The following is a 12,641-nucleotide window of genomic DNA, read 5'->3' on the forward strand; positions in this document are numbered from 1 at the left end:
TAAGATGACAGAAGAAAAAGAAAATGTTCAGGAGCAGAATGAAGCTACTCCCGAAGTAAAGGAAACTCCGGTTGCCAACGAGCCTGTAGCTGCAGCTCCTGCAGAAGATTTCGATTGGGATGCATACGAAGCTGGCGATGTTGTTGGTGGTGGTATGGCTAAAGATGATTTAGCTAAAATGTATGACGAAACTCTTTCTACTATTTCTGAAAAAGAAGTAATCGAAGGTCAGGTTATCACTTTAACTAAACGCGAAGTTGTTATCAACATCGGTTTCAAATCTGATGGTATTGTAAGTCGTAACGAATTTCGTTACAATCCTGAATTAGCTGTTGGCGATACTGTTGAAGTATACGTTGAAAGCCAGGAAGACAAAAAAGGACAGTTGGTTCTTTCTCATAAGAAAGCCAGAGCTCTTCGCTCATGGGATAGAGTTAATGAAGCGTTGGATAACGATGAAGTTATCAAAGGTTACATCAAATGTCGTACTAAAGGTGGTATGATCGTTGACGTATTTGGAATCGAGGCTTTCTTGCCAGGATCTCAAATTGATGTGAAGCCTATTCGCGATTACGATATGTATGTAGGTAAAACTATGGAATTCAAAGTGGTTAAAATTAACCCAGAATTCAAAAACGTAGTTGTATCTCATAAAGCTCTTATTGAAGCTGAACTTGAGCAGCAGAAGAAAGATATTATTTCTAAGCTTGAAAAAGGTCAGGTTCTTGAGGGAACAGTTAAAAATATTACATCATACGGTGTCTTCATTGACCTTGGTGGTGTTGATGGATTGATTCACATTACTGACCTTTCTTGGGGACGCGTTTCGCATCCAGAAGAAATCGTTCAGTTGGATCAGAAATTAAATGTAGTAATTCTTGACTTTGATGATGAGAAGAAGAGAATTGCACTTGGATTAAAACAATTAACAGCTCATCCTTGGGATTCGTTAGATACTGAGATGAAAGTTGGTGATGTTGTTAAAGGAAAAGTGGTTGTTATGGCTGACTACGGCGCGTTTGTTGAAATCGCTGCTGGTGTTGAAGGTCTTATCCACGTTTCTGAAATGTCATGGTCACAACACTTACGTAGCGCTCAAGATTTCTTGAAAGTAGGCGACGAGGTAGAGGCTATGGTATTAACATTGGATCGCGACGAGCGTAAGATGTCTCTTGGTATTAAGCAATTAAAAGCTGATCCATGGGAGAAAATCGAAGAGAAATATGCTGTTGGAAGCAAGCACAGTGCAACCGTGCGTAACTTCACTAACTTCGGTGTATTTGTTGAGATTGAAGAAGGTATTGACGGATTAATCCACATCTCTGATCTTTCTTGGACTAAGAAAATCAAGCACCCAGCTGAATTTACTGCTATTGCAGAGCAAGTTGAAGTGGTTGTACTTGAAATCGACAAAGAAAACCGTCGTTTAAGCTTAGGTCACAAGCAATTGGAAGAGAATCCATGGGATGTATTCGAAACTATCTTTACAGTTGATTCAGTTCACGAAGGTACTATCGTTGACATCTTCGACAAAGGTGCTGTAATTGCATTGCAGTATGGTGTTGAAGGATTTGCTACTCCTCGTCATTTAGTGAAAGAAGATGGATCAGCTTCTAAAGTTGACGAAAAGCTTGATTTCAAAGTGATTGAGTTCAATAAAGCAGCTAAGCGTATCATTCTTTCTCACTCTCGTGTATTCGAAGATGGTAAGAAGGGTGAAGAGGTAGCAGCTAAGAAAGCTCAAGCCAAAACAACGAAAAAAGGCGTGAAGAAGTTGAATGATAACTTAGAAAAAACTACTTTAGGAGATATTTCTGATTTAGCTGCACTGAAAGATCAGTTAGAAGCTAGCGAGAAATCACCAAAAGAAGATAAAAAATAAGTTAAAATAATAGGAATGGACTTCAAGATTGATAAGTTAGATGAATTTACTGTAGTTCAGGTGCTGAAAGAAAAGTTGGATACACATGTGGCTCCAACTTTAAAATCAGAACTGGTACTCTTATCTGGTAATGGTGAAAAGAATATTTTACTTGATCTGGGTAAATGTAATTATTGTGATTCATCGGGTTTAAGTGCAATTCTTGTTGCCAACCGATTGTGTAAAAATGCCGATGGTGCATTTGTGTTAGCAGGCCTTCAGCCAGCCGTAGAACGTTTGATCTCGGTTTCGCAGCTCGATTCTGTTTTAAACATTGCACCTGCACTTGATGATGGTATTGAAATGATTCGTAAAGCAATTGAATCGTAGATATTGATGAATAACTTTTCGGTAACCATACTCGGAAGTAATTCAGCATTACCAACATCAGATAGATATCCAAGCGCTCAGATACTTAATGTGTCTGAGCGCTTTTTTTTGATTGATTGTGGTGAAGGAACGCAGATGCAATTGCGAAGGAATAAAGTAAACTTCTCCAAGATTCACCATATTTTCTTATCTCATCTTCATGGAGATCATGTATTTGGTTTAATGGGATTGATCTCTACTTTTGGATTACTGGGCCGTACTGCTAAATTACACATCCATGCACATTCCGATTTAAAGGGCATCTTACAACCGCAGCTCGATTATTTTTGTGCTGATTTGCCGTATGTTATCGAATTCAGTGATTTGACATATGATGAGAAGGTGCTCATCTATGAAGATAAAAAAGTAAAGGTTGAATCTTTTCCTTTATCGCATCGCATACCAACCTGTGGCTTTAAGTTTACCGAACAGCCTAAAGAAGCTAACATACGTAAGCCAGCTATTTTTAAGTACGATCTTCAGGTTCGAGAAATAGTAGCCATAAAAAATGGTGAACCTTTTACTGATGATCAGGGTAGAGTGGTGCCTGAAGAAGAACTCATTATTCCTGCTCCCAAACCACGAAGTTATGCGTATTGTTCTGATACAAAGTATTATCGGAAGTTAATTTCTCACATTCAAGGGGTTGATTTACTCTACCACGAAGCCACTTTTATGCACGATTTGAAAGCGCTCGCTAAGTCATCGATGCATACCACCGCCAAACAAGCTGCTACCATTGCGCGAGATGCGGGAGTTAAGCAATTACTGCTAGGTCATTTCTCAAGCCGTTATCGCGATCTACAGCCACTACTTAAGGAGGCTAAGGGCGTATTCGAGAACAGTTTACTGGTTAAGGATAATGCTGTTTTTGAAGTTTATTAAATAAGCACAACCTAGAGTTATATATCTGATTATTTAGTGTGGATTTAATTAAAATTACACTTTTGTTTATATAATTAAATAATTAATTATACATTCGCGGCAGTTTTGTGTTTGACGAGTATCGCACTTGTCAATAAAGGGAATTCGGTGCAAATCCGAAACTGTACCCGCAGCTGTAAGCTCCACAAAAATGTTTAATACTACAAACCACTGTTATTTATAACGGGAAGGTGCATTAAACAGGAGTAAGTCAGAAGACCTGCAAAACGAAAACTATTGTGGCGTAAACAATTTCGGGTTAAGATTTTACAACACGCAGTATTTTATTTGAATACATATTTTAATGACACGGTTTTGTATTGTTGCAGTATTGCAATGGTGTGTTTCTGTTCGCATTTTGCAGCTAAATATATTTGCTGTAAAAAGTAGATTGGAATGCACCTTATCAATTGTAAGAAAGGCCTTTGTACCTCCCGGTATAAAAATGCCCAAGTCCTCGTATTTCTCAAATCACATTTTTAATCTATCCCAAATTATTTTAAGATGAATTTATTTAAGCAAGCACTACTATTCATAAGTATAAGTTCATTATTCTGTACTTCCTGTTCTTTCTCAGAAAAAGAAAAGAAACAAGTACAAACAAAAGAAGCCATTGTACTTGCCACCTTTGGCTCCTCGTACGAAAATCCGCAAGCAACATTTAAGACTATTAATAAATGTGCTCATGAGCATTTCCCAAATCAAGAAATTCGCTGGGCTTACACATCCAATTTCATCATAAAAAAGTTGCGCGAAGGAAGGGGACAGGGCAGCTTGAATGGTAAAGAGATTCGTATTTACACACCAGCTGAAACTTTGGAGCAATTGATAAAAGAGGGCTATCGAAAAATTTATGTGCAGTCACTTCACATCATTCCAGGTGAGGAGTATGATGAGTTGTTGGAGGCCACTAAATTAGTTGAAAATAGATATCAAGATGTTGATATTGTGATAGGAACACCTTTGTTGACTTCTGAAAAGGATATTAAGGAAGTGGCACATGTACTGGCTAATAAATTTAGTGAAGAAATTAAACAAGGTCCTGTACTATTTATGGGCCACGGTACGCCTCATGAAGCAGACGCCAAATATACCAAGCTACATGACGAGCTACAGAAAATCAATAGCGACTTTTATGTAGGTACTGTTGAAGGCATTGGATTTGAAGATGGCTCATTAGCCATAGGAAGTATTATTTCAAGATTAGATCAATGTACTACTAAAGCCACAACGCTTTGTATTACTCCATTGATGTCGGTAGCAGGCGATCATGCCTGTAACGATTTAAACGCTGATACTGGCGAAACCGATCCTGCCGAACAAAGCTGGAGAGAGCAACTGGAGGCTAAAGGTTATACCGTAAATGCCAATATGAATGGTTTGGGTGATTATTCCGAAATCAATGCCATTTGGATGAGTCATCTTGAAGAGGTAAGAAAGTAACAATTGGATTAGTAAAAAAGCAATAAGAGGTATTTACATTATTTAAATGTAGTTGCCATTTTAAAGATATTTGTATTATGCAGAAGTTTTGCATGTCTATTTTGGCGATGTTAATTGTTTGGACAGCATCGGCACAACAAGAGGTTATTATTTCAGGTAAAGTACTTGATGAAAACAATCAAGCTTTAATAGGAGCCAACGTTTATATTAATGGTACAACCTACGGAACAGCTACAAATAAAAATGGAGAATTCATTTTAAAAAACATTGCACTTAACCAGTATCAGTTGTGTGTTTCCTATTCAGGATATAAAAGGCTTAGAATGGCCATAGATGCCACTACTGATAAAACAGATCTGGTTCTTCGATTGGAACAATCAAAAGGAAATTTAGGAGAAGTAGTGGTAACAGGAACAGGTACACCACATCACTTAAAAACTGCGCCTGTGCCAACCGAACTATTAACGAAGAAAATGATTGAAAATACGGCAGCTCCTGATTTTGGAACCTTAATGGGAGCTGTTAGTCCATCCTTTGATTTTAGCCCAAATACCATGGGTTCGAATATGATGTTGAATGGTTTAGGTAACGATTTTATTGTGATATTGCTTGATGGCAAGCGTATGTATGGCGATGTGGGTGGAATGAATGATTTAAGTCGTATTAACCCAGCCATGATTGAACGTATTGAAGTGGTAAAGGGAGCATCCTCATCGCTTTATGGCTCGGATGCCATTGCTGGTGTAATCAATATCATCACCAAGAAGTCGAATCGTAAATTTGAAGTTGGTAATCAAACCCAATATGGTTCATTTAATACGCTTCAGCAGAATAACAACATTGATTTTACAGCTGGTAAATTGAGTGGTCGAACTCTATTCTCGCTAAAGCAAAGCGATGGGTGGCAAAATAGCGCTTACGAAATTGACGGTGATGATCTTGTTGAAACTAAAGCCATGACTCAAAATGCTTACATCAATAAAAATATAAGTCAGTTGTTGGAATACAAGCTCACAAAAAGTCTTAGTTTATATGGCAATGTAGCGCATTACAACAATGATATTTCGGTACCGGTTGAGGTGAAAAACTATGGCTATTTCTTTGAGGATTTTAATTATAGCCTCGGAGCAAACTATATCTTTTCGCCCACATCAACACTTAGTTTTGATTATACCTCTGATCGCTTTACCTACTATTATAAGTACAATCAGGATTATAAGGATTATACAACTGGTGAGCTGAGTTTAAACAATGATCAACAGCGTAAGGATTATAATCTTAAATGGGTTAAGAAATTTAACGATAAGCATGTACTATCTTTGGGTAGCGAGTATGTAGAAGAGATTTACCGCTCCGAAGGAAGAGTGGTAAATGGCAAGGCTACCGCCAATACTTTTTCGCTTTATGCGCAGGATGAAATGACTATATTCAGCCATTTAATGCTTACTGCCGGCCTTCGTGTTGTCAAGCACAATCAATTTGGTATGGTAGTTACACCAAAACTTTCAGCTCTTTATAAGTTGAATGCATTTAATTTGCGCGCTACGTACTCAAGAGGTTTCAAGGCACCTACCATGAAGGAGTTGTATTACCGTTATGAGAAGAGGGGTAGCTTATATTTGGGCAATACAAACCTTGATCCGCAAACATCCAACTATTATAGTGCTGGTGTTGATTTCAACAAAAACTGGTTATCAACAAGTATTAGTGCTTACCAAAACGATGTGGATGGATTAATTGCCTATGAGGAAATTGAAACCAGTGCGGCTGATGCAGCCAATGGAATAAAGCGCACTAAGCAACATTACAATGTAGAGCAGGCTAGGACTAAAGGTGTTGACTTTATGTTTGACATTCGCTTACCTCATAATTTCACTCTGGGTGGTGGTTACAGCTATGTAGATGCGCGTAATGAAACAACAGGAGAGCGCTTATCATATGTGGCCCACAACTATGCCAATGTGAGAGCAGGCTATTTTCATGATTGGAACAACTATCAATTGAATGTTCAAGTGTTGGGGCGAATTCAGGATGAAAAGTACAATGCATACAATAATAGCGCAAAAGGATATAATCTGTGGAAACTAACTACGGTTCATAAATTTGCATCCTTTGGGAGTTTTAATCTAAGTGCAACTGCTGGTATTGACAATGTTTTTGATTACGTAGATGATGCACCATTTGGTACTTACTATGGCACCATTACGCCTGGCCGTACCTTTTTTGCTGGTTTAAATATTTATTTCACCTTATAATAAGATGGTAGCCAAGCATATGAGCCTTTTTAGGAAGATACTGTTACAAATTCACAAAATAACAGGTTCATTTCTGAGCCTTTTATTTGTAATGTGGTGTGTTTCGGGTATTGTGCTTATATATGTTGGTTTTCCGCATGCCTCACGGCAACAACGATTTGAACACCTTGATTATATCAGGTCTGCTGATTTTTCCAAAATTCAACCTTTACCTGCCGCCATAACAGGGAAGGTTGAATTGGAAAAGTATCCCAACACAATGGTGTATCGCGTTTACAAAGGTAAAAAGGCACAGAAGGTTTATAATGCCCAAACGCTGGAAGCTATTTCAGTATTTAATAGGAATGATGCCATAAAAATGGCAGAGAGCTTCGCCAATAGTTCGGTTCAAAAAGTGGATTCAATGGTAGAATTGGACTCGTGGATTCCTTGGCGATATTACGAGCCCTTATTGCCGTTTTATAAATGCTACATGAACGATGAAGCTAGAACTGTGGTTTATGTATCCTCGGTGAGTGGACTGGTTGTTCAAAAGACCGATCAAATTAGTAGGTGGATGGGACGAATTGGTGCTATCCCACATTGGATTTATTTTAAACAATTACATACTAAAGCTCAATTGCGCAAACAGGTGGTGGTTTGGTTAGGTATCCTTAGTTTGATTGCATGCATTAGTGGATTGTGGTTTGGCATTTATCGATTAAAAAGAAATGATAAGCAAGTTATAAGCGGCATTACTGTTTATAAAAAGTGGTGGTACAAGTGGCATCATATCAGTGGTTTTGTTTTTGGTATTGTTATGAGCACCTTTATATTGAGTGGTATTTTCTATACTACAGGTGTTCCCGATTGGATGGTTGAGAATACTCCAAAATCTCCTCTTCGTGAGTGGAATAAAGGAATTAAATCAGCCCCTAGAATTGCACCTCATATCATTTGGAACCAACTTCGTAATCAAGATGGAGTGCGTAAGATTGCCTGGGCATCGTACATGAATACAAATGTGGTTGAAGTATATTATCAGGATTATAAAAATCCTATTGTATACAGATTCAACGATAAAGAGCTACTTGAGCCAATTCAGCTTGGAAAAGATGAGGTGATGAATTATGCTAAATCTTTGTTTGGTTCAGAAATTAGCCTTAGTGTTCAAAATGACTATGATTACTACTACGAAGCACAAGGTATGTTTCATCGTCCAATTCCAGCATTTAAAATAGAGTTAAACAATCTTTATAATACTTGCTTGTTTGTAAATCCTAATTCAGGTAAAGCAGTGTATTATCTGGATAATAATAAACGCAGTAGACGATGGTTAGCTAAAGCCTTGCATAAGTTTGATTTTCCTGTTTTGAAATCGCAAAATAAGCTTCGGATTAGTCTCCTGATATTGGCCTTGTTAGGTGGTTTGTTTCTAAGTATTAGTAGCGTAGTTCTTGGTGTTAAATGGTTTAAAAGAGTTATTAAATGAGTGGGTATAAATTAATATTGTTATGTTTTTGTCTTGCCTTTTGTTGCTTGCTAGGAGCTTGCACAGCAAATCAAAATCAAACCAGTAGACTGAAAGATGGAGCGCCAGTTCAATTGTTAGATGCGAAGGGCTTTTCCATTGATACCTGCGGAAATAAATCGGCTTTGACCATTTATAACCTTAAGGACTCCTTAAATGAGTTAGCTCATTTCGTTTTGCTTCCTCAAAGTCACAATGAACCCTTGACTACCAACGAAATTAAGGTGCCTTGCCAGCGTATTATTTGTTTAAGTTCAACTCAGTTAGCATACCTAATAGAATTGGATGCCTTGGATAATGTGGTTGGTATTAACAGCAGTCGGCATTTATTCAATACCAATATCAAAACAGAAATAGAAGAAGGTAAAGTTCTTCAGGTTGGTAAGGAAGGTGTTTTTGATATCGAAAAAATCATTGCTCTGCAACCTGACGTTATTTTTGTATCACCATTTAAAACAGGAGGCTACGATGCTTTGCGAAATCTTAATATTCCACTGGTACCGATTGCAGCTTATGCCGAAAATTCACCCTTGGGCAGAGCTGAGTGGATAAAGGCAATGGCACTTTTTACAGGTCATAACCAAAAGGCTGATTCAATATATAATTATATAAGAAACGATTACAATCAATTAAGGCAATTGACCAAAGATGTAGCGTATCGACCAAGTGTGTTTAGTGGAAAAATGAAAGGAGGCGCTTGGTATGTGGCAGGAGGTAATAGTTTTTTTGCCCATTACTTTAGAGATGCTGGTGCCGATTATGTCATAAAAGATGATAGAGTTGGGGCTATCCCAATGGACTATGAAAGCCTGTACAATATTGCGCATGATGCTGATTATTGGCGATTATTAACCAGTTCGCCTTCGGGTTTTAATAAAAAAGCTTTGGCTGCTGAAGATCATCGCTATACTGTTTTTAAGGCCTTTGAAACGGGTAATGTTTTAACATGTAATTTGCGAGAAGTGCCTTACCGGGAGGAGTCGTGCATTAAGCCTAATGTTTTGTTGGCAGATTACATATCACATTTTCATCCCGACTTATTACCCAATTACCAACCAACTTACTGGAAACGAATAAATGAATGAAAATAAACCAGATAACCTACCTATTCGAATGAGTGGTACATTTAGTATGCTCGCCATATTATTGGTGAGTGTACTATTTGTTTTTAATTTGATGTTTGGTTCTGTTTCCATTCCTCTTGAAGCTGTTTGGCAGTTATTGACAGGTGGCGATACGGATAATGTGGTTTGGCACAACATCATGTTACAATCGCGACTGCCACAAGCCATGGTGGCTTTAGGTGCTGGAATGGCCTTGGGTATAGCTGGATTACTTATGCAAACTCTATTTCGAAACCCCTTGGCGGGTCCATCTGTGTTGGGTATTTCTTCAGGAGCTAGTTTAGGTGTGGCTTTTGTAATTCTTGTGGCAGGTCAGTTATTTGGCATATCCTTTAGTCAGCTTGGTTTATTTGGCGATGTTTCATTATTATTTGCCGCATTGGCTGGATCCTTAGGTATATTACTCATTATTCTATTGGTGTCACAAAAAGTAGGCGGAACCTTGTCTGTGTTGATCATGGGTGTAATGATAGGCTATCTAAGTAATTCGCTCGTTGGAATAATGAAATACTATAGCCTCGAAGAAGATGTACATACCTATGTAATATGGGGATTGGGTAGTTTCTCTCGTTTACCTCTTGAGCGTGCTCAGTTGTTTTTGATGCTAATTATAATACCATCACTGGGATGTTTATTTCTTTCTAAATGGCTTAATTTATTGTCATTGGGAGATAATTATGCCAAGAATCTGGGCTTACGGATTAAGCGTTCGCGAATGATAATAATTATGATGTCGGGTTTGCTTACGGCATTGGTTACAGCCTTTTGCGGACCAATTGTTTTTATCGGTATGGCAGTACCACATCTGGCAAAAATAATCTCACGAACATCTAATCATTTCGTACTCATTTTAAATGCTGGCATTTTGGGAGCAGCCACAGCACTCTTTTGTAATTTAATTGCCCGTTTACCAGGAATAGATACAGCCTTACCTATTAACTCGGTCACTGCATTTGTGGGTGCACCTGTGGTAATATCGGTGATTTGGAATCGTAGAAAAGAACAATTGGGAGATAGCTAAATGGGAAAGATACTTGAACTAGAAAATCTAAACATTGGTTATACCCAGGCCGGGCACCGCAAAGAGGTCGCCAGTGATTTGTGCGCTTCATTGATGAAGGGTGAAATGACTTGTTTGCTAGGCGCCAATGGAAAAGGCAAAAGCACCTTGATGAAAACCATTTGTGGCTTTCTCAAACCCTTGAATGGGAGTTTGCAATTTAATGGTCGTGATATTACACGGATGACGGAGCGTGAAATGGCCAAAGAAATAGCCATTGTTTTGACAGAGAAAATTTCTACTCCCAATGCTACCGTTTTCGAATTGGTAGCCTATGGTCGAAGTCCGTTTACAGGATTTTTGGGTCGCCTATCAGCTAAGGATAAGCAAATTGTAGATGAAGCCATATTTGCCTGTGGAATTCAGCATAAAAAGTATTCACCTTTGGCGGCTTTGAGTGATGGAGAGCGTCAAAAGGCAACCATTGCAAAAGCACTGGCTCAGGATACGCCTTTAATTTTATTGGATGAACCAACTGCATTTTTGGATTTGCCTGCGCGCGTTGAGATAATGCAATTGCTACGCAAACTGGCTTCGGAAAAAGGTAAGTCTATTCTCATGTCAACTCATGATTTGGATTTGGCCTTACAAATGTCCGATCGTTTATGGCTGTTGCATCACGATCAGATTGTGGCTGGTAGTCCGGAGGATTTAACCCTTATAAATGCTTTTCAGAGTATGTTCAATAAAGGTGGAGTTGAGTTTGATAATAAAACAGGCATGTTTAAGGTGCTTTATAATCACGAGAGCTTGTTGCCAGTTCATGGGCATGGCTTTGAATATGTGTTGCTACGACGTGCATTTGCCCGTAAAGGCATTAAGTTGATTCAAGGTAAGCAGAATGAAGCGGTTTGGATCAATATTATGAATAATTCAACTCGTCCTTATGTATTGATGAATGGTGAAGATGTATCAGAGGACTTTGCTTCGATTGAAGAAACAGTTAAAAGAGTTATACAACAATTAAGTCAAACCTCTTCTGTAAAGTTTGAGGTAAATGAAATAACAAGTAATTAAATGAAGGTAGCAGCTGTAAATGCATGGTCGGAGCCGCTTAATACCTATCAAAATATTAAGGGGATAGGAGCAATACTTATGGGCTTACAACGCGAGGGTGTTGAATATGCTTTATTCCCCGAACTATGTGTTTCGGGTTATTTAAATAGCAAAAAGCAGCTTGCTACATATATAGATGAGCACTCTTTAATACTTGATCAACTGCATCAATTGTCTAGCAATACAAGCCTTGTTTTTTCGGTGGGCTTGCCCGTACCATTAAATTCTGGCTGGGGCATAGGTCAGCTTACTTTTAAGAAAGGAAAGCTAATATCTCAACATGCTAAAACGCACTTGTCGGTTCATGAGAAAGAAACCTTTGAGGCAGGCACCAACCTGAAATTAGCAAAAGTGAGTGAATTTAAGATGGGCATGCACCTATGTCTCGAAAGCCATTATCCGGAATTATCAATGAGCTACCAGCATAATGGTGCTAATTTACTGTGTTATGCCTTTGCATCACCTCGCGAATCCCCAGAAAAGAAGCTTGAACGTTTTAGCATGTATTTAAGGGCACGAGCCTATGATAATGCGTGTTATGTAATGGCTTGCAATCAAACAGGTTTAACACCAAGTGGGAAAAGGTATTCGGGTGCAGCACTAATTATTTCGCCAAGGGGTGAGGTTTTGGCTCAATCCTTTGGTGAGGAAGCGAACTATTGCATAGCTAACATTGAATTGAATAGCATATCAAAAATTAAAAATAGTCAAATGAGTGATTTTCCAGCTTATAGAAATGCAGAGTTGGAGATATAGTTCTAAAATGTAAAAGCGATTAAATGATATATTATTGTTATCCAATGGGTATGACCTCAGGTGTGATGATTTCAAGAATGAAGTAAGTCCTTAGTAAGACCGAGAAGCTGAGAACTTGCTTCGAAGATCACTCGGCCGCACTTAGGAATTGCTAAAGGATTGAATTCTGAACACATGTAGTCTTGATTTTCTTTGTTTCGTTTCTTGTATTAAGACAAGAAAT

Annotated in this window: 10 protein-coding genes and 1 riboswitch; all 10 genes read left to right on the forward strand. The window is 38.3% G+C overall.

Going from position 1 to position 12,641, the window contains the following annotated elements; genetic code table 11:
• The first annotated feature begins 4 nt into the window (after nucleotides 1-4).
• The 10 genes from rpsA to ACRD7B_RS09495 all read left to right on the forward strand — a co-directional run bounded on the left by rpsA (nucleotide 5) and on the right by ACRD7B_RS09495 (nucleotide 12,418).
• Nucleotides 5-1,882 (forward strand): 30S ribosomal protein S1, encoded by a 1,878-nt coding sequence (gene rpsA / locus ACRD7B_RS09450; protein ID WP_430824287.1) that lies wholly within the window; start codon nucleotides 5-7, stop codon nucleotides 1,880-1,882.
• 15 nt (nucleotides 1,883-1,897) lie between these two features.
• Nucleotides 1,898-2,251 (forward strand): STAS domain-containing protein, encoded by a 354-nt coding sequence (locus ACRD7B_RS09455; protein WP_430824288.1) that lies wholly within the window; start codon nucleotides 1,898-1,900, stop codon nucleotides 2,249-2,251.
• Nucleotides 2,252-2,257: 6 nt separating this feature from the next.
• The gene (locus ACRD7B_RS09460; RefSeq protein WP_430824289.1) at nucleotides 2,258-3,175 is read left to right on the forward strand and encodes a ribonuclease Z; all 918 of its coding nucleotides are present in this window, start codon (nucleotides 2,258-2,260) and stop codon (nucleotides 3,173-3,175) included.
• An 88-nt stretch (nucleotides 3,176-3,263) separates the two neighbouring features.
• Nucleotides 3,264-3,456: riboswitch (cobalamin riboswitch) on the forward strand.
• 262 nt (nucleotides 3,457-3,718) lie between these two features.
• Nucleotides 3,719-4,657 (forward strand): sirohydrochlorin cobaltochelatase, encoded by a 939-nt coding sequence (locus ACRD7B_RS09465; RefSeq protein ID WP_430824290.1) that lies wholly within the window; start codon nucleotides 3,719-3,721, stop codon nucleotides 4,655-4,657.
• A 77-nt stretch (nucleotides 4,658-4,734) separates the two neighbouring features.
• Complete coding sequence (locus tag ACRD7B_RS09470) at nucleotides 4,735-6,912, forward strand: TonB-dependent receptor (RefSeq protein ID WP_430824291.1); 2,178 nt, start codon at nucleotides 4,735-4,737, stop codon at nucleotides 6,910-6,912.
• A gap of 19 nt (nucleotides 6,913-6,931) precedes the next feature.
• Nucleotides 6,932-8,383 (forward strand): PepSY domain-containing protein, encoded by a 1,452-nt coding sequence (locus ACRD7B_RS09475; RefSeq protein ID WP_430824292.1) that lies wholly within the window; start codon nucleotides 6,932-6,934, stop codon nucleotides 8,381-8,383.
• Nucleotides 8,380-9,507: an ABC transporter substrate-binding protein gene (locus ACRD7B_RS09480; protein ID WP_430824293.1), complete on the forward strand. Its 1,128-nt coding sequence runs from the start codon at nucleotides 8,380-8,382 to the stop codon at nucleotides 9,505-9,507. The genes ACRD7B_RS09475 and ACRD7B_RS09480 overlap by 4 nt, the downstream gene beginning before the upstream one ends.
• Complete coding sequence (locus tag ACRD7B_RS09485; protein WP_430824294.1) at nucleotides 9,500-10,567, forward strand: FecCD family ABC transporter permease; 1,068 nt, start codon at nucleotides 9,500-9,502, stop codon at nucleotides 10,565-10,567. Before ACRD7B_RS09480 ends, ACRD7B_RS09485 begins: the two co-directional genes overlap by 8 nt.
• Nucleotides 10,568-11,623: an ABC transporter ATP-binding protein gene (locus ACRD7B_RS09490; RefSeq protein ID WP_430824295.1), complete on the forward strand. Its 1,056-nt coding sequence runs from the start codon at nucleotides 10,568-10,570 to the stop codon at nucleotides 11,621-11,623.
• The gene (locus ACRD7B_RS09495) at nucleotides 11,624-12,418 is read left to right on the forward strand and encodes a nitrilase-related carbon-nitrogen hydrolase (protein ID WP_430824296.1); all 795 of its coding nucleotides are present in this window, start codon (nucleotides 11,624-11,626) and stop codon (nucleotides 12,416-12,418) included.
• Nucleotides 12,419-12,641: the final 223 nt, after the last annotated feature.

This window comes from Carboxylicivirga fragile (assembly GCF_050589805.1).
Lineage (GTDB): Bacteria > Bacteroidota > Bacteroidia > Bacteroidales > Marinilabiliaceae > Carboxylicivirga > Carboxylicivirga fragile.

Excerpts from the sequence above, each read along its gene's own strand:
- rpsA (WP_430824287.1), top strand. The coding sequence starts at position 5 with ATGACAGAAGAAAAAGAAAATGTTCAGGAGCAGAATGAAGCTACTCCC.
- ACRD7B_RS09455 (WP_430824288.1), top strand. The coding sequence starts at position 1,898 with ATGGACTTCAAGATTGATAAGTTAGATGAATTTACTGTAGTTCAGGTG.
- ACRD7B_RS09460 (WP_430824289.1), top strand. The coding sequence starts at position 2,258 with ATGAATAACTTTTCGGTAACCATACTCGGAAGTAATTCAGCATTACCA.
- ACRD7B_RS09465 (WP_430824290.1), top strand. The coding sequence starts at position 3,719 with ATGAATTTATTTAAGCAAGCACTACTATTCATAAGTATAAGTTCATTA.
- ACRD7B_RS09470 (WP_430824291.1), top strand. The coding sequence starts at position 4,735 with ATGCAGAAGTTTTGCATGTCTATTTTGGCGATGTTAATTGTTTGGACA.
- ACRD7B_RS09475 (WP_430824292.1), top strand. The coding sequence starts at position 6,932 with ATGAGCCTTTTTAGGAAGATACTGTTACAAATTCACAAAATAACAGGT.
- ACRD7B_RS09480 (WP_430824293.1), top strand. The coding sequence starts at position 8,380 with ATGAGTGGGTATAAATTAATATTGTTATGTTTTTGTCTTGCCTTTTGT.
- ACRD7B_RS09485 (WP_430824294.1), top strand. The coding sequence starts at position 9,500 with ATGAATGAAAATAAACCAGATAACCTACCTATTCGAATGAGTGGTACA.
- ACRD7B_RS09490 (WP_430824295.1), top strand. The coding sequence starts at position 10,568 with ATGGGAAAGATACTTGAACTAGAAAATCTAAACATTGGTTATACCCAG.
- ACRD7B_RS09495 (WP_430824296.1), top strand. The coding sequence starts at position 11,624 with ATGAAGGTAGCAGCTGTAAATGCATGGTCGGAGCCGCTTAATACCTAT.